Origin of the sequence: Vibrio neptunius (assembly GCF_000967495.1) — a bacterium.
Lineage (GTDB): Bacteria > Pseudomonadota > Gammaproteobacteria > Enterobacterales > Vibrionaceae > Vibrio > Vibrio neptunius.
On sequence record NZ_JXXU01000036.1, the window covers coordinates 1 to 15,757 of the forward strand.

Genomic DNA, 15,757 nt, shown 5'->3' on the forward strand with positions numbered 1-15,757 from the left:
AACCAAAATGCCTATAACTTGTGTTTTACCCAAGACGTCGACCAATGTATTTGTCGTTTGCAGTCTTTGTGTGCACAGCCGATTGAGCTGGTAGCGTACGGAAAGGCGAAACTGAGCCCAGATGCACTGCTTGAGGTACTGTCTGAACCGCAGATCCAGAAGAACCGTTGGTTTCCATTGAGCGATAGTCAGCGAGACGGCATCGTTAAAACGCTTAAGGCAGAGCAAACTCTCACCTCGCGTTGATTGGTTATCAACGAGCAGGCACAGAATCACCGAGCTGTGGAGTAGGGTGCTCGCTCTAAATTATTGTTAGTAATAGAATTTTTACCCTTCTTACTAAGATAACCCACACGCACGCTTTTATATATTGATAAAATGTATATATTACGCATTTATACTAAGTTTCAGTTACTTATGATAGGTTAATGGCAAGTCAGGCAGACAGAAAAACGAGACTGCCTGTTGTTAAGAGTGTTATGTGCCCGAATAGTATTAGTGGATTATATGGACAATAGTAAAGAAGTCCCTGAACAGATTAAAGGTTGGAATTGGGGCGCGTTTGTGTTCAATTGGATATGGGGTATTCGCTTTCGTACCTATCGAGCTTTGTTGGTGTTTGTGCCGTTAGTTAACATTGCGATGCCATTTATTCTTGGTTTCAAAGGCAATGAGTGGGCTTGGAAGCATAATCAATGGAGTAGTGTTGAAGAGTTTAAAAACTCTCAAAGGAAGTGGTCTGTTGCAGCTGCGATAATGCTGGCCTGTGGAGTTATCTTGGCATTCATCTTCTCTACAAGCATGAAAAGCTCATTTAAAGAGTCTGGTTCAACCAAGCTTGCGCTTAGCACTTTAGAGAGCTCGGACAAGTTTCACGTAAATATTGGTACGCCTTACGACATTGACTTAGTTCAAGGAACCCTTCGAGGGTATGAAGTTTCTGGTTCTGCTTATATGCAGTACGAGATCGAAGGTCCGAAAGGTGATGGCCTATTTGAGTTCAAAGCCGAATTAAGTGAAAGTATATGGCGATTAACTTGCTTGGAAATCACATATTTGCCCAGTCAAGAACTCGAAATTCTGACGCCTTGTGGAAAAGGCATATAACACATATGAGCCTTCTGCCTGTCAATAGGCAATAACATCCTATTGGCTGCGTGAGCAGCCAATGCTCTTCGAACAACAAAGTTATCTATTTCGCTTTGTCATTTCAGTCATTAAGCACGGATAGTTAAGGTGTCTGTCCCAATTGGATTTTAGAGCGAGTTACCGACTTATGAAGTATGACCTTACCATTTTGGTCTATGGCATGAAGACTGAAGTAGTTTTTAGCTAAGTCGATACCGCAGAAATAAGAATAGTCAGACATGGTGCCTCCTATGCATTTAAGTACCACGTAAGTGTGGCAGATCCTCGGTAGGGGGAATCCATGTCATTCGTTAGCTAGCAGGAGGTTATATGGAAATTAATACCGACTTTGACAAGATGAGCTTTCATGATGTATCGATCAATGATGTTTCCAGAGCTGACTCCAAGATCATCATCGTTCTCAGTGGTATTTTTATCAGCAAAGAGCACCCAAGTTCCAACGGAAAAGATCTAATTGTTCAAAATGGGGCGATGACTCTATACAACGTGTCCGATGAAAAAAGCCTCACTTGGTTGAATGATGTTGCACCCGTCAGTCACAAAACCCCAGAGTACCCGATTGACGAAATCATGAATGCGAAGTTTGATGGGAGTACATTCCACTTTGATGGCTTCAAGGAAACGATGCCTTGGCATGAGTGGTTTATTCAGGCGACAAGTTTCAACTTGGTAGCTTTCGATGTTGTGGAAACAACCAGCTAACACATATGAGCCTTCTGCCCGCCAATAGGCAATAACATCCTATTGGCTGCGCGAGCAGCCAATGCTCTTCGAGCAACAACGGATAGTTAAGGTGTCTGTCCCAATTGGATTCATGATGTATATTTTGACGCATTGTCATTAATTTTCAGATGCTTATGATAGGCTAATGGCAAGTAAGGCAGAGAGAAAGACGAGACTGCCTGTTGTTAAGGATGTTATGTGGCAACAAAAATCCTGTAAATCAATAGGATAGATTAATGAAAGATCAGAACCTTGCTCAGTGCGAAGAATGTTCAAGCCTATTCTTCAGTGCTAGATCGGAAATGGTGTCATTGTGCCCAGAGTGTGCCCATTACCTATACGGCTATGAAAATTGCGAGCATAAATTTGATTATGGTAGGTGTACTAGATGTTATTGGGACGGTAGCTCTTCTGCATATGTGGCGAAGCTGAAATCAGGAAGCTCATAACAAAAGAATCTTCCGTTAATTTTTAGCTGGTTGCTCAATTACTCCTCGCTAACTTCAAATATCAATGACGGACTTAGCATCTGTCAGAAACCGCATAACACATATGAGCCTTCTGCCCGGCAATAGGCAATAACATCCTATTGGCTGCGCGAGCAGCCAATGTTCTTCGAGCAACAACGGATAGTTAAGGTGTCTGTCCCAGTTAGATTCAACAGCTACTTAAACTCAAACTCTGCCATGACAATACCATGGTCAGATTTAGTTTTCTCTTTTCTCTGCAAGTGGTCATTCAGCACTATATAATCCGTAACTTCTAGCATGGCTCCGTCGGATGGGTATATATGATGGCTACCAAATATATGGTCTAAAACCTCTGCTTGTTTTTCATAGATATAGGTGTAGGGTCGCTCAGCAGGTAAATAGTTTGAACGGTATACCTTGTCATCGGTTTTTCTGAAGCAGACATAGGCATCGTTCAGTTTAAATCGATACTTGAGAGATTTCAGTTCGTCTTTAAGTTCTTGATCGTCATCAGGAATAGAATCAGAATCCAGCGATGCCTGTTCCCCAAGAACAAGATCATAGTCTACTGTGCCCAGTTCAGTATTTAAGTCACCCAATATTATAATGGGCGTATGGTTATCTTCTAACAATAGTTTATGAACGTGGTCTGAAATTGAAGCCGCTTCTGCCGTGCGGATAAATAGGCTGGTTGCCATCCCTAGAGATTTGTTCCGTGATTCCTGCATTATTAGTTCATCAGGCTTAATTTCCTTACTGTATTGCGTCAGCTCGTACTTGGGTCTTTTAGATTTCAGATGGGCAATAATAACTCTGAGCTTTCTTCCTTGTTCGAGTTCCACTAAGCAGTCTATTGGTAAGCGGCTGAATACCCGTCTCTCTTCTATATCAGGGACGTTTAGTGTGTCGGTAACCGTATCAGAGAAGGGGATAGGATTGATATCCATTATTGAAATCTCAGAAGCCCGGCGTACAGCAATTGCAACAACAGGACTACCCAGAATTGAGCTGTCCTGTGATTCACCTCTGGCAGGCGTTACAGAGTCGACTGTATGCAGCTCATAGCCCAGTTCGCTAACGAGCTCTTTAAGAGCATCAACGGAAAACACTTCCTGGAAGCCGATAATGTCTGGTTGAAGCTGAGAAATCTGGGTACTAATCCAGCCATATTTTTCGTTCCAGTCTGATTCGGAGTATTTGTTTGCCTTTTGATAATATTTGAATGGAGGTGCGCAAAAGTTATACAGGTTAAATGTTGCTATTTTCATTGTTCCTAGCCTTTCGTTGATTTAAACACAAAGGATAGGACAGAATTGGAAATTGCAGAGTGATATGTATACAAAACCTTTGCTGCAGGCGTAATCACAGTTGGCACTTCGTATCTAAGAAGTACCCCAAAAAGTTTCAGGATTCATAGTACAGCTCATAGGATTAGCTAATGAGCAACTACCGAGGAATCCTCAGTAGTTGCATAATTTGCAACAACTCGTATTTGCCCCTTTCCATCTCGGGATTGTTAAGGTGTCTGTCCCAATTGGATTCATTTTCGGGAAGGGATATAATGGCACCTTGATTTCGCAAGGTGCTCTGTAATTGGCAAAAATGCTGCTAATTTGTTGGTTCTATTTGGGGAGTAAGTCTCTTGATATAACGACGCTTAAATTAAGATCGTAATTTTTAGTTAACCGAGAGACTTCATTTTGCACTTTTTCATATTCGGGTAGAAATAAGCAGTAATTTCGATAGGACGAATCATTTTGTGTGTCTCGTATAATTTTCTTTTGCTCACTGGCTTTGTGGTCAAGAAAGTATTCACAGGCAAGAAATGTAGCTAACGTACTGCACTCTCCAAATTTCTCTTTGTTGGTTACGCTGAGCCTAGAAGTGGCAATGGCTTCTTCGTAGTATATTTTTGTTTTGTCTTTTTTCTTAGCACTTTCATAAGTACTACTCATTTTTTCGTTAAACGTTCTGGTGTGATTGAAATCGGAAAAGACGCTATCGACAGCTCTATCCGGAATGTTTTTACGAACCGCAACGAGCTTTTTTGTAACCAAAAACTTCCAGAGATCTGTTGATAGGTTCTGATTGTTGTTAAGTACGCTGGTTCGATTTTGCGTTAAGGTTTCTGCGATAACAGATTTTAGAAACCATGCCTTTGATAGTTTTGGAATGTAAGTGTGACTGTTAAGGTGTTAAGGTGTCTGTCCCAATTAGATTCAATTCTTGCCAAGATAATGCACATGGTTAAAAAGTGATAACACGCACGCTCGTTTTTATGTGATGGCGCGGAGTATAGCTTGATACATTTACATTAATTTTTAGTCACTTATGATAGGTTAATGGCAAGCAGGCAGAGAGAAAAACGAGACGGCCTGTTATTAAGAATGTTAGGTAACTAGAGGTGATTATGAGTATTTATGATAGTCAACAAGGCGTACAAAACTACGTCGAAATGTGCGAAGACTATGATGGTAAAGAGTTGTATGAAGTGTTGCGTAGGCACGTAAATACTGAAAGTCATATACTTGAACTTGGTGCTGGCTCTGGACATGACGCGGCATACCTAAGTAATTATTACCATTATTTGGGTTCGGATTATTCAGATGCTTTTCTTGTCCACCTTAATGACAAGCTGCCTCATTTAAGTTTTATCAAACTAGATGCAAAAGTAATCAAGTTAGCTAAAAACGTAGACTGTATCTACTCCAACAAAGTCCTTCATCACTTAACGGTTTGTGAATTGGCAGAGTCTTTGAAAAGCCAACGTAATTCTTTGAACAGTCGAGGGTACATTGCCCATAGTTTTTGGTTAGGCACTGGTGCTGAGGTTATGGATGGACTAACAATGCAATATCATAAGAAAGAAGAATTATTAGAGCTTATCTCAGCTAATTTCAACGTAGTTGAGGCGCATGTCTATGAAGAGTTTGAAGCAGGCGATTCAATATTTGTAATCGCTCAAAAAGTCACATAACGAACGAGTATGGCGTCAATAGCTAGTTTTTAGCTAGATTCTTATCCCATATGACGCCGCCTCTTAGCATCGAATTAATAATTACCACCATCTTTCTAACGCAGGCTATGATGGCTACTTTTTTGGGTTTACCTGCCGTAAGTAATCGTTCATAAGTGGTTTTGAACACTGGATTACATTGCATCGTCGACATCATTGCCACGTACAGTACTGTGGGGTTGTTAAGGTGTCTGTCCCAATTAGATTTATCAATTAGATTTAATGCCCCAGTTTATTGGGTGCTCTGCCCAATAATGTGGACCACCACACGCTTCAACACCTATACGCATGAGTGGTATATTTGCTATTGTAGTCAGTAGTTTAGAGCGAGTTACCGACTTATGAAGTATGACCTTACCATTTTGGTCTACGGCATGAAGACTGAAGTGGTTTTTAGCTAAGTCCATACCGCAGAAATAAGAATAGCCAGATATGGTGCCTCCGATGCATTTAAGTGCCACATAAGTGTGGCAGATCCTCGGTAGGGGGGAATCCATGTCATTCGTTATGTTGCTATCGAACCCTGTTGGTAGAGAGGTAATATGGATAAGAATCAGGGGATTATAGAGTTTCTTGCGATGTCAGGTATCTTACCTCTCGCGGTGTTTGTTTTATTGGTCTTGGGTGGTATAGCCTTCGTCTTGTTAGTTATTTTTGCTGTATCGAAAAGCAAGACGGATAGTAAATCAAGACAGGATGATAATGAGTTTCAGAAGCTTGATACGTACTATGACCCTAGGCTACCAGAGCGTTCTTGCCCAAATTGCTCAAGTAGTATTAGGAAAGGAAAAGTTGTATGTGGTAGCTGTGGTAAGTTGGATAGCAGCGTAATATCAACATAACACATATGAGCCTTCTTCCCGCCAATAGGCAATAACATCCTATTGGCTGCGCGAGCAGCTAATGCTCTTCGAACAACAAAGTTATCTACTTCGCTTTGTCATTTTGGTCATTAAGCACGGATAGTTAAGGTGTCTGTCCCAATTGGATTCAATGGCACAATATTCAAGTTAAGTGGCATCGCGTTGTCGCTTGTTTGCAGGGCGTTAGCCCTTTCGAGGAAATGATATGGAAATCGTTCAAGAAATCGAAGTTTCAGAATTGCATCATAAGGCTATCGAAGCATTAAGAAACCAAGCTTTTCCAGACAGCCAAGTAAGTCGTTCTTACTTTAAGCAGCTACCTCATATGCGCGCCCTTCATTTTCAAGGTGAACAGTTGGTTGGCTATCTTGGACTGGATTATCGCGTTGTTAGCGTCGGTGGGGAAATACATAAGGTTCTGGGCGTAATCGACTTCTGTGTTGATGAGCGTTATCGAGGGCAAGGTATTGGCTCTTTCATGTTGTCAGAACTGTCGGCATTTGCCGAAACTAAAGACGTTGATTTCATAATCCTCATATCTGAGTTAGATGATTTCTACTCATCGAATGGTTTTAACAAAGTTCAGTGTATGCAGTCTTGGTTGAGGCTGCACGAGCACACCAACTTTGGAGTTGCTGTAGAGCATATTGATGAACTGTATGTGAAACCACTCAAAGGTAAGCAGTGGGGTGTGGGACATTTTGATTGGCTAGGTTATATGTACTAGTCAGCCACAGGGCTAATAACCAATTCAAGCTGATTCGCAACGCGAGGCATTTTCAGTTCAAGTTGGGCTTTGTATCTACGGTGCAGTGGTTTAGGTTAGGTGCAGGTGTCGCTTACTACTTAACGAGGCGTTAGTTGCCCAGTCGACATAATTAGTCCGTTGGGAATTGCTGTTTTTGGTGTAGCACACGCAGAATTCGAATGATGCCGTCTTCAACCCAGTAGGAAACGATCATCGAAATCTCAGGAATAATGAGCAATCGCCCTCTAATTCCGTCTCGTTGGACTCCCATTTGAGGTTGTTCTAAAAGGTTCTCAACTTTTGCTTCGATGATTTCGTCTGTTTTATCAGCAGCTTCGGGGTTGAAGTCATAAAGAAACTCAAAAATCTTTTCACGATCGTTAAGAGACTCTTCTTCCCACAAAATCACAATTTGCCTCGGTTACGTATTTTAGCTTTGCGCTCGGCCATACGAGATTTGGCTGATTCGTGGTCAACAAAAACTGCTTTTCCCGAGTCCAACTTCTCAAAAGCTAAGTTTACCTGTTCAGTTAACCATGCATCGTGAGATAAAGCCTTTCTCTGTTGGTCGGCCAGTTGTTCAGTCAGTTCGCGACAAGCATCACTTAGTGTTCTGCCTTGGCTTTCAGCCATTTGTTGGGCTAGTCGCTTCGTTTCTTCATCAACACGAAATTGAATTCTAGTGTCCATGATGCACTCCATATCTTGCGTGTGTACAAATGTTAGCACTAGGTTTGTAGTGGGGCAACTAACAAGAAACTAAGGCGTCAATAGTGAGTTTTTGGCGCTACTGTTATCCCACATAGCACCATCCCTTAGCATCGAATTTAGTCTTACTACCACCTTTCGCAAACATGCAATGATAGCCATTGTTTTAGGTTTCCCAGCTTCAACAAGCCGTTCATATGTAGCCTTAAATACAGGGTTGCATTGGATAGCCGACATCATTGCCATGTATAAACCGTTCTTACTTGAGCCCGTCCTCCTTGGGTAACCCGCATGGTTAAAAAGTGATAACACGCACGCTCGTTTTTATGTGATGGCGGGGTGTATAACTTGATACATTTACATTAATTTTTAGTCACTTATGATAGGTTAATGGCAAGTCAGGCAGACGGAAAAACGATGACGGTCTGTTATTAATGATTTTACATGCAAGGAACAGAGGTCAATTGAATTATCCTATTTTATACATATTTTCGGGTCTCCCAGCTTCGGGTAAATCGACTCTTGCTAAGCTGTTGGCGGCTAAAGTGGGTGCTGCGTATGTTCGCATTGATACAGTAGAGCAAGGGCTTCGAGATCTTTGTAACTTCAAAGTTGAAGGTGAGGGGTATCGTTTAAGCTATCGTATAACCAGAGACAACTTAGATCTTGGGAATAGCTGTATCTCAGATTCTTGTAATCCTATCGAGCTTACTCGACGCGAATGGCAGGAAGTCGCAGAAAGTGTAGGGGCTAAATTCATCAATATTGAAATTAGTTGCTCAGATAGCAGTGAACACGAACAAAGAGTCATCACTCGTAGAAGTGAAGTAACAAACCTAAATTTACCTGACTGGAAACAAGTGCAGAACCGTCATTACGAAGCTTGGAAAGCCGATGTAATCAAAATAGACACGGCAGGCAAAAGTATTGAAATAGCTTTCGCGGAACTAACGGAAAAGCTAGGCGTGTGAAATTGCATATAACACATATGAGCCTTCTGCCTGTCAATAGGCAATAACATCCTGTTGGCTGCGCGAGCAGCCAATGCTCTTTGAACAACAAAGTTATCTACTTCGCTTTGTCATTTCGGTCATTAAGCATTGCTTACGACAAACAAATATTGAGGATCTCTTATCGGGATTGTTAATGTATTGAGGTGTCTGTCCCAATTAGATTGCTAGTCTGGTTCTGCGTTTACGACGGTTAGGTTTAGTATGATGGTATGCGTTGCCAGCCACTTAGCAGGCGTTATATTGACTATCGATAATGGAGAGCTGATGAAAAAGTATGTAGTTTTATTTTCATTTGTTGCCACAATAGCTTTGTTCTATTTCAATCGGCCAGATCGCACTTTATTGGATGAGGGCGAACTAGTCTTGCCTGTCTGTTTAATGAAAGACCCCCCTCTAATCACAAAGGTTTCATACTTTGTTGACTCATCACTGCAAGAGTCTTATACAAAGTCAGTAGCTGAGCAACAAATCAGACAATCGAACAAGATATTATCGAACTCATGTTTGCCTTTGAGCCGAGAGCTTATCTCGTTTAGGTATGTCGATTTATCGCTATCTGGCGAGGAGTACTTTGATGAAATTCATAGTCAAGTTACCGTAGCTGTGGGACGTGATGTGATACGTCCGTTACGTGATAGTCATTTGGATTTTTATGTATTTGTTGCACCCAATCGTCACCGAATTTTTGAGGATGGTACTACAGGCGCTACCGACTGGGAGTTAAGTGATAGCTATATCCTACTAGCTGACGATGCCTCTAATGATGTATTGGAGCATGAGTTCGGCCATCTTATGTGGGCTAATCACTCAGAAACCTTTCTATTTTCCCTTCTTCAAGGGGAATTAGAAAGATCAACTAGACCAGAGAATCGGCATTTAATAAAGCCATATGCACGAGCGTATAAATGCTCAAATGCGGGAACAGTAATGAGCTATGAAGAAATTAAGTTGCCAATATACTCTACCCCGACTATCAAATATCGCTCAGAAGTATGTGGGAATGAGCTGTACGCGGACAACCGGAAAAGGGTTCTGGAGTACATTGATACAATTAGGGAACACGTTCAATATAACACATATGAGCCTTCTGCCTGTCAATAGGCAATAACATCCTATTGGCTGCGTGAGCAGCCAATGCTCTTCGAACAACAAAGTTATCTACTTTGTTAAGGTGTCTGTCCCAATTAGATTTTGAATCACCGAGCTTTGGAGTGGGGTGCTCGCTCTAAGCCTTTTTTCTGTTCATCTATACCGTCTATTGGGGTTAGACTCGGTTTGAGTATGAAAAGTGGCTTGTTTTGTTGAGAGTTCAGTCTTGTTTAGCAGCTGAAGGGTTTTATAAGTTATTGTTAGCCATAGGATTAGCGAAATTCTTACCAAGATAACGCGCATGGTTAAAAAGTGATAACACGCACACTCGTTTTTATGTGATGGCGGGGTGTATAGCTTGATGCATTTACATTAATTTTTAGTCACTTATGATAGGTTAATGGCAAGTCAGGCAGAGAGAAAAACGAGACTGCCTGTTATTAAAAATGTTATGTGTTTTTATCAATTTTGGAGTACATGTTTGAAAGTTACAGGAACAGCAGTTGTTGCCGTTTTTACTTTAACAACAACTAGTTTTGGCTTTTTGCTTGGTTGTACATTTGTTGGAGATTACTTTGTTGGAGTGAAGTGGACAGATGTATTAGCTGGGGTTGGCGCACTTCTTGGGGGCGTCGCCACAACTTGTGCAGCATATTTTGCATATCGAGCACTGAGTACTTGGAAAGATCAATTTGCACACTCTCAAAGGTATGAGGCTTTTGTGAATTTTGAAAAGTCATATTATGACTTATTAGCTAAATACGAAGATTACAAAGAGTCAACGCTATGGGCTTGTAGACTGAAAAATGGAGCCATTATCCATCCTGATTTAGAACAAACTGCCCAAGATAATGAAGCCATTAAGCGGAATTGGGATCGTTCTTTTGTTAAGTCCACATCAGCATTAGAATGGGCGTGTACTTTTGCTAACTCTTCTGAATTGCAAGCCCTAGATGGAGCTCTAGAGATTACGAGTAATTTAATGAGTCAACAAATTCAATCTCTTGAAAATTTACAGAGACAAGGTGCGTTTATCACATACTCAATAAGCTTAGATGATATGCTTGACACGGTTTCAAAAAACGTAAAACAAGAAGTGCAAAGTATTAGAAAACAAACACATAACAAACAATTTAAGAGTGATTCATAACGCTTGGCATTTTTGGTGTTAAATTTGAATTTAGTGTTTACGGTGGTCTGGTTGAGTTTTGTGGTAGCGTTACTCACACCTTAATTGGGCGTTAGGCTTCTAGGAGGATTACTAGGTGATAAGACAGGCGGTTTGGGCATTTCTACGTCTTGTAGTTGTTTTATTTCTATACCTGCCCGTAGCGTATGTGTTTTTGATCATTATTCAAACATCTCGTCCTCGATTCCTCGAAATGAACTGGGATGCTTACATTTGGTTTACGGTCTTGCTATTGGTCGTGGGCTATTGCTTGCTTCGTTTTTCACGTACAAAAGAATTTGGGAAGCTGTTTCTAATTAGTGTACTCGGGGTCTCTGTGTTAATGATGTATGAAGGTCAGTCTTATACATTTAGTACCCAGAACATATCAGCGAATGCCTTGTACGTGGCTTTTCTGTTCTTGATTCCTGCAATTCACTTTATATTGCCTTCAGTATGGACGAGACCGTTTTTGTTTTTGCTTCCTGTAAGTGCTTTGAGTTGGTTTTTACGAATGTCGATATATCAGCCAGTTTGTTTTTCTTATGAGATATACGTAAATAAGTCAACGTTGAGTCCAGAGCAGTACGATAAGGTTTTTGAATTAGTGCTGCAAAGCTTCCCAACCACGTTTATCGGTGGGTCAATGGCATTTGGGCTATTAATCCCATATTGGTTCGCATTGTATGGTCCTAACCCTGCCTCAACGTACAGAAGCCTAACAAGAGACTATGGCGTCAATAGTTAATTTTTGGCGCTATCTTTATCCCACATTACACCGTCTCTGAGCATCGAGTTTAAGATCACAACCATCTTTCTCATGCAGGCAACTATGGCTACTTTTTTGGGTTTTCCTGCCGCAAGTAATCGTTCATATGTAGTCTTAAAAACAGGGTTACATTGGATGGCAGACATCATTGCCATATACATAACGGTTCTAACTTGAGTCCGACCTCCTTGTATTATGCGCTTTCCTTTGTAACGACCACTTTCTCTAACGATGGGGGCTACACCAATCAAGCTAGAGGCTTGTTTATTGGTGATGTAACCAAGTTCGGGGACGTTACTGATGATAGATGCGGCCAGTATCTTACCGACTCCAGGCATGCTTTGAAGTATCTCATTCTTAGTCTGATATTCAGGTGAGATATCGATGAGCTTTGTGATTTTAGCTTCTACTTTTTCAATTTGATTTTTAAGAGCGGTTAAGATGGGCGTAATGGTTGAGGCGATGTTCTTTGGCAATATTTGTAGTCGGTTTCTTTCCATGGTCTGTATGGAGAGTAACTGATTTCGCCTTGATACTAAGTCACTCATTAATCGGATGTTTTCGGCTTTTAGCTCGGTTAAGTCAGGCTGAACTTTCTCAGCATAGTGGGCAATGAGCGCGGCGTCTAAACGGTCGTTCTTAGCTCTTTGTCCGATAGCACCAGCGAACCTTTTTATCCTCAAAGGGTTAGCGATGACATAGGGTAGCTTTGCTTGGTCACAAGCAAGGATGAAGGGCATTTCTAATCGTCCAGTAGCTTCAATCACGACACGCTGAGGTTGGTGTTTAGCGATAGTTCTGACGGGTTCTTTGATGCCTTTGTCATTGTTAGGAACGGTGAAGTAAATGTCGAGCGGACGGATATAAATATCTAATTGTGATTTGCCAGTATCAACGCCGACATTAATGTTTTGAAGTGTGTTTGTATTCATAATAAGCTAACTCTTGCTTGCAAATGCGGGCTCGAGACCCAGAAGACTATTCGAGTGTGGTGCTTGGAGTTCTATCTGACGTTCGTACTTGTTATCGGTCTCTCGATAGAGGAGCCATCATTTAATCGAACTATCAGATAGAAGAACTTTAGTTGCAGCTAAAGCCTGGGTCTCACCTTACCCGATTGGAGTGCTTATTATCCATACAATAAATTTAAGAGTGATTCACAACGCTCGGCGCTCTCACTTCAAGTCGGTTTAGTGTTTATGGCACAATGCTTTAGGCAAGGTGGTTAGCGTTGTTCACACCTTAATTTGGCGTTATGCTCTTTGTCGAAAATAGGAGATTTCATGGCTAAAAATGTAGTAGAGCAAGCAATCGAAAATATCAGACTCAAGTCTCAAGGTGTTGATTCATCAATCGCTAATGCCGTTACAATTAACTTCCATCCAGATCGCTTTACTACTGAGAATAAGCCAATACTTCAAGCAATAGCAGAAGACGGTTATCTGAAATCTCAATTTGAAACAGGCACAAGTAATGGTGGTTTGACCGCTTATACTGGTGGTGAACGTTGGCTTTGGGAACAAAAGGTCTTTGATGGGGCATATGATAATGCTTTAAACAACCTTCGACCAAAATATGGTGCTCTAAACTTCAGAAACTATGAAACAGGTGCGTCTCCACGGTTTGGATCATCGTATTTCCAACTTAAGCCTCATGTTTCTGCTCGAACAACGTTTTGCTATCCCGACAGCTATTTTGAACCTGAAGACTTTGCTGTTTTCAATCGAGTTAGCCCTTTAATAGATAAAGCACTAGCTTCAAACTCAGACTTGTTAGACGACTATATCGAAGCGCATATACACGGCGAAATTTCAGTAAAAGACGACATTGAATGTCTTGTTCTTGATCCAGTTTTTCGCAGTAGCCCTATTGAGCAACAAGCTTTGAACTTAGGTATCCCAGTTAAATGGCATAATGGTTATCGGCTTAGTCTTGAAGAAATGAGTCGTTATCCCGACTACCGAGGCCAAAAGTATATTGAACTCGCTAAAGAATTAGCTCAAAACGGAAGCATAAACGCAAAGATACTGGGTTCAGCGGTTACAAAGCGGGGCTACGATGCGCAAGAAGTCAAAAAAGTGTGGCATTACTTGGCTAGGTTTGGATATCAGTCAGCACGAGCATAACAAGATGAAAACCACGATCATTGGTGTTGACCTAGCCACTAAGGCTATCCAAGTATGTGTTTATTTAAACTCAAAGGTGCTTTCCAATAAAGACCTGACACCTCAGCAATTTAGTGAGTTTTTGCGTCAACAATCTCCTTGTGTCGTGGTATTCGAATCTTGCCGTGGCTCTAACTACGGGGCTCACTAAATTGAAATCTTTTGGTGTGTGTCCTGAATTGAATTCTCTGAATTGAATTATATTATTAGTTTCAATTAGTCTGTTGCTAGTTTCAGTTTAATACGATCATATTCACCAGAATAACTGTACTTCGCCTTGTTGAATTCGACTTCGCCTTTAAGCCCTACGACTGAACCTGTAGAGTCAAAACAAACTGCCGTTGGGCCAGTACCTGTTGATATGTTGTTCTCCCACATTATGTAGTTATTCGTCCCTTTCTGTTTTGTATCAATTTCCCCGCATATCTGATACGTTTGGTTGGCGGTCCCGGACGAGCCTTTTTGATATGTAACAATGATATCTCCACCCCTTTGTGAGGCTGAAAAAAGCACCCCTTTTTCAATGAACTTGTGTTGTTTCTCTTCCCAGCTAATTTGTTGATCGTGGATACGGCCTACGCGATAGTACAAACCACCGTTATGACTACTGATTACAATTGCTTCTTTGTCACCATTGAAGAGGATGGTTGGTTGAGTGCCAGACCCACAACGATTGCTATCAGTCCATCGAATTTCATCTTTTAGGATTGTACCTATTCGATAAAAGATATTGCTAGATGCCATGCTCTCATTGTACGTAAGTATGACAGTTTCATCGTTTACTCTAACAATTGAGGGGCTTACCCCTTTAAATAATTTTTGAAACGAAGAGAAGTTTATTACCGAACCCTTGACGTCGCCAATCGAGCTCCAGAGATATGGGGTTTTTTCACTCTCATGAACCTCCACAACAATATTCTTCTTTAAAACAGCCACCGAAGGGAATCGCCCGGTGGTGTATTTTTTGTTTGCAGAAGTCAGTGGTTTGATTACATGGTCATTCATTTCCGCAAGACCATAAAACAGATTCCTCATCTGATAATCTTGCCAAACTCCCACATAGGTACCCATGTGTTCTGATATTCTGTACCGATCCCCTTCGCCTATCTGATCTCCGAAAACTGACGCTTTGGGCCTTCCGTATGTATCCCAGTATTTAATACCTGAGTGCCTTTCTTCTTTTTTGGTGTCATCTTTTTTAGCGGCGACAATCCTGTTGTCAAAAGCAATCCAAGAGCGGTCACTGTTTGTGTTGAACTGGATGAACTTCTCGCCATCTTCAGTCATCATTGTCAAAGTTATATCGCTTGCACCTAACAATCCTGCAAGGTGACTTGGTTCGAGAATTTTTAGTATAGAGTTTGATTTATCAAGTACCTTGACTTGTTGTTGAGGATTTATTTGGAGTCCATTCTTCTTAAAGAAATCCCTGTTAGCTTTGGCTTGCTTTTGTATCTTGCGACTTAGCTTACCTAGTTTGTATGTAAGTTTTGCAGCATTCGTTGTGCTTGATAAAAGTGATGAGGCAGATTTTGCTAGCTTGAGAGCGAACATGGCAGAATCAAAAAAAAGCCAATCTTTATTTAGTGTTGCTATTACATATATAGGTTGGTCCGAATTGTTAAGGATTCTAATTTTGTTAGACATTGATTTTTCCTATATGTGACTCGGTGAATATGAATTTTATATAGAAATAAGATTTTTAGTTCAACAACTGAATGGCATTTATGCGAGCGTTGTGTTCAGTTTACTAATTAATCCAAACGAACAGCCTTTTGGTGTATGTCCTGAATTTACGTTTTCTTCGATCCCCCAGGGAGCTCTTAGCTGAACATGCGAAAACACCTCACACTGAGGCGCTAAATGTGAAATAAAT

17 protein-coding genes and 5 pseudogenes are annotated in these 15,757 nt (G+C 41.1%); 12 read left to right on the top strand and 10 right to left on the bottom strand.

All coding sequences use genetic code 11. From position 1 onward, the window contains the following. Nucleotides 1–246, top strand: a pseudogene (locus TW84_RS24565) (hypothetical protein); the annotation flags it as partial. A 261-nt stretch (nt 247–507) separates the two neighbouring features. Then, on the top strand, nt 508–1,107 hold the full coding sequence (locus TW84_RS12450; protein WP_045975963.1) for a cytochrome c oxidase assembly factor Coa1 family protein: 600 nt from the start codon (nt 508–510) through the stop codon (nt 1,105–1,107). Between the two features lie 145 nt (nt 1,108–1,252). On the opposite strand, the pseudogene TW84_RS24410 reads toward TW84_RS12450, so the two are convergent. Beyond that, nucleotides 1,253–1,369, bottom strand: a pseudogene (locus TW84_RS24410) (IS110 family transposase); the annotation flags it as partial. An 89-nt stretch (nt 1,370–1,458) separates the two neighbouring features. Between TW84_RS24410 and TW84_RS12455 the strand changes: the two are divergent. Further along, the gene (locus TW84_RS12455) at nt 1,459–1,851 is read left to right on the top strand and encodes a hypothetical protein (RefSeq protein ID WP_045975964.1); all 393 of its coding nucleotides are present in this window, start codon (nt 1,459–1,461) and stop codon (nt 1,849–1,851) included. A 685-nt stretch (nt 1,852–2,536) separates the two neighbouring features. Here the strand turns inward: TW84_RS12455 and TW84_RS12460 are convergent. Together TW84_RS12460 and TW84_RS12465 are read right to left on the bottom strand one after the other, a co-directional pair. Continuing rightward, nucleotides 2,537–3,610, bottom strand: coding sequence for an endonuclease/exonuclease/phosphatase family protein (locus TW84_RS12460; protein ID WP_045975965.1), 1,074 nt, complete (start codon nt 3,608–3,610; stop codon nt 2,537–2,539). 354 nt (nt 3,611–3,964) lie between these two features. Beyond that, nucleotides 3,965–4,399, bottom strand: coding sequence for a hypothetical protein (locus tag TW84_RS12465; RefSeq protein ID WP_045975966.1), 435 nt, complete (start codon nt 4,397–4,399; stop codon nt 3,965–3,967). Between the two features lie 353 nt (nt 4,400–4,752). Here TW84_RS12465 and TW84_RS12470 point away from each other — a divergent pair, with 353 nt between their 5' ends. After that, a complete protein-coding gene (locus TW84_RS12470; RefSeq protein ID WP_045975967.1) occupies nt 4,753–5,319 on the top strand; it encodes a class I SAM-dependent methyltransferase in 567 nt (188 codons plus the stop codon). Between the two features lie 22 nt (nt 5,320–5,341). On the opposite strand, the pseudogene TW84_RS24415 reads toward TW84_RS12470, so the two are convergent. Together TW84_RS24415 and TW84_RS24095 are read right to left on the bottom strand one after the other, a co-directional pair. Next, a pseudogene (locus tag TW84_RS24415) lies at nt 5,342–5,533 on the bottom strand (IS110 family transposase); the annotation flags it as partial. Nucleotides 5,534–5,580: 47 nt separating this feature from the next. Continuing rightward, nucleotides 5,581–5,792: pseudogene (locus tag TW84_RS24095) on the bottom strand (IS110 family transposase); the annotation flags it as partial. A gap of 108 nt (nt 5,793–5,900) precedes the next feature. Here TW84_RS24095 and TW84_RS12480 point away from each other — a divergent pair. Together TW84_RS12480 and TW84_RS12485 are read left to right on the top strand one after the other, a co-directional pair. Then, nucleotides 5,901–6,200 (top strand): hypothetical protein, encoded by a 300-nt coding sequence (locus tag TW84_RS12480; RefSeq protein WP_045975968.1) that lies wholly within the window; start codon nt 5,901–5,903, stop codon nt 6,198–6,200. Nucleotides 6,201–6,426: 226 nt separating this feature from the next. Beyond that, complete coding sequence (locus tag TW84_RS12485; RefSeq protein ID WP_045975969.1) at nt 6,427–6,948, top strand: GNAT family N-acetyltransferase; 522 nt, start codon at nt 6,427–6,429, stop codon at nt 6,946–6,948. Nucleotides 6,949–7,099: 151 nt separating this feature from the next. Here TW84_RS12485 and TW84_RS12490 read toward each other — a convergent pair whose 3' ends face one another. The 3 genes and pseudogenes from TW84_RS12490 to TW84_RS12500 form a co-directional block, all read right to left on the bottom strand. Next, nucleotides 7,100–7,378: a type II toxin-antitoxin system RelE/ParE family toxin gene (locus tag TW84_RS12490; protein ID WP_045975970.1), complete on the bottom strand. Its 279-nt coding sequence runs from the start codon at nt 7,376–7,378 to the stop codon at nt 7,100–7,102. After that, the gene (locus TW84_RS12495) at nt 7,375–7,659 is read right to left on the bottom strand and encodes a type II toxin-antitoxin system RelB/DinJ family antitoxin (RefSeq protein ID WP_045975971.1); all 285 of its coding nucleotides are present in this window, start codon (nt 7,657–7,659) and stop codon (nt 7,375–7,377) included. The genes TW84_RS12490 and TW84_RS12495 overlap by 4 nt, the downstream gene beginning before the upstream one ends. 69 nt (nt 7,660–7,728) lie before the next feature. Next, a pseudogene (locus TW84_RS12500) lies at nt 7,729–7,967 on the bottom strand (transposase); the annotation flags it as partial. Between the two features lie 174 nt (nt 7,968–8,141). Here TW84_RS12500 and TW84_RS12505 point away from each other — a divergent pair. From TW84_RS12505 to TW84_RS12520, 4 genes are all read left to right on the top strand, one after another. Beyond that, nucleotides 8,142–8,648: a P-loop nucleotide/nucleoside kinase family protein gene (locus TW84_RS12505; protein ID WP_157634039.1), complete on the top strand. Its 507-nt coding sequence runs from the start codon at nt 8,142–8,144 to the stop codon at nt 8,646–8,648. A gap of 306 nt (nt 8,649–8,954) precedes the next feature. Then, entirely contained in the window at nt 8,955–9,791 is an 837-nt protein-coding gene (locus TW84_RS12510; RefSeq protein ID WP_045975974.1) for a hypothetical protein, read from the top strand. Nucleotides 9,792–10,179: 388 nt separating this feature from the next. Beyond that, nucleotides 10,180–10,929 carry a hypothetical protein gene (locus TW84_RS24570; RefSeq protein WP_045975975.1) on the top strand — a complete coding sequence of 250 codons (750 nt, stop codon included), beginning with the start codon at nt 10,180–10,182 and terminating at the stop codon, nt 10,927–10,929. Nucleotides 10,930–11,044: 115 nt separating this feature from the next. Then, entirely contained in the window at nt 11,045–11,695 is a 651-nt protein-coding gene (locus TW84_RS12520; protein WP_157634040.1) for a hypothetical protein, read from the top strand. Here TW84_RS12520 and TW84_RS12525 read toward each other — a convergent pair. After that, nucleotides 11,692–12,648 (bottom strand): IS110 family RNA-guided transposase, encoded by a 957-nt coding sequence (locus TW84_RS12525; RefSeq protein ID WP_045975976.1) that lies wholly within the window; start codon nt 12,646–12,648, stop codon nt 11,692–11,694. The two genes, TW84_RS12520 and TW84_RS12525, sit on opposite strands and share 4 nt — an antisense overlap. A gap of 351 nt (nt 12,649–12,999) precedes the next feature. Between TW84_RS12525 and TW84_RS12530 the strand changes: the two genes are divergently transcribed. Both TW84_RS12530 and TW84_RS12535 read left to right on the top strand, forming a co-directional pair. Next, nucleotides 13,000–13,842 (top strand): DUF3626 domain-containing protein, encoded by an 843-nt coding sequence (locus TW84_RS12530; protein ID WP_045975977.1) that lies wholly within the window; start codon nt 13,000–13,002, stop codon nt 13,840–13,842. A gap of 4 nt (nt 13,843–13,846) precedes the next feature. Beyond that, nucleotides 13,847–14,032: a hypothetical protein gene (locus TW84_RS12535; protein ID WP_045975978.1), complete on the top strand. Its 186-nt coding sequence runs from the start codon at nt 13,847–13,849 to the stop codon at nt 14,030–14,032. 65 nt (nt 14,033–14,097) lie between these two features. Here the strand turns inward: TW84_RS12535 and TW84_RS12540 are convergent, their stop codons facing one another. Then, on the bottom strand, nt 14,098–15,528 hold the full coding sequence (locus tag TW84_RS12540; protein ID WP_045975979.1) for a hypothetical protein: 1,431 nt from the start codon (nt 15,526–15,528) through the stop codon (nt 14,098–14,100). Nucleotides 15,529–15,757 lie beyond the last annotated feature (229 nt).

What these genes read in the sequence shown, in the direction of transcription:
- TW84_RS12495 (WP_045975971.1), bottom strand. Translation starts at nt 7,659, where the DNA reads ATGGACACTAGAATTCAATTTCGTGTTGATGAAGAAACGAAGCGACTA.
- TW84_RS12480 (WP_045975968.1), top strand. Translation starts at nt 5,901, where the DNA reads ATGGATAAGAATCAGGGGATTATAGAGTTTCTTGCGATGTCAGGTATC.
- TW84_RS12525 (WP_045975976.1), bottom strand. Translation starts at nt 12,648, where the DNA reads ATGAATACAAACACACTTCAAAACATTAATGTCGGCGTTGATACTGGC.
- TW84_RS12510 (WP_045975974.1), top strand. Translation starts at nt 8,955, where the DNA reads ATGAAAAAGTATGTAGTTTTATTTTCATTTGTTGCCACAATAGCTTTG.
- TW84_RS12535 (WP_045975978.1), top strand. Translation starts at nt 13,847, where the DNA reads ATGAAAACCACGATCATTGGTGTTGACCTAGCCACTAAGGCTATCCAA.
- TW84_RS12470 (WP_045975967.1), top strand. Translation starts at nt 4,753, where the DNA reads ATGAGTATTTATGATAGTCAACAAGGCGTACAAAACTACGTCGAAATG.
- TW84_RS12540 (WP_045975979.1), bottom strand. Translation starts at nt 15,528, where the DNA reads ATGTCTAACAAAATTAGAATCCTTAACAATTCGGACCAACCTATATAT.
- TW84_RS12450 (WP_045975963.1), top strand. Translation starts at nt 508, where the DNA reads ATGGACAATAGTAAAGAAGTCCCTGAACAGATTAAAGGTTGGAATTGG.
- TW84_RS24570 (WP_045975975.1), top strand. Translation starts at nt 10,180, where the DNA reads ATGGCAAGTCAGGCAGAGAGAAAAACGAGACTGCCTGTTATTAAAAAT.
- TW84_RS12460 (WP_045975965.1), bottom strand. Translation starts at nt 3,610, where the DNA reads ATGAAAATAGCAACATTTAACCTGTATAACTTTTGCGCACCTCCATTC.
- TW84_RS12530 (WP_045975977.1), top strand. Translation starts at nt 13,000, where the DNA reads ATGGCTAAAAATGTAGTAGAGCAAGCAATCGAAAATATCAGACTCAAG.
- TW84_RS12485 (WP_045975969.1), top strand. Translation starts at nt 6,427, where the DNA reads ATGGAAATCGTTCAAGAAATCGAAGTTTCAGAATTGCATCATAAGGCT.
- TW84_RS12455 (WP_045975964.1), top strand. Translation starts at nt 1,459, where the DNA reads ATGGAAATTAATACCGACTTTGACAAGATGAGCTTTCATGATGTATCG.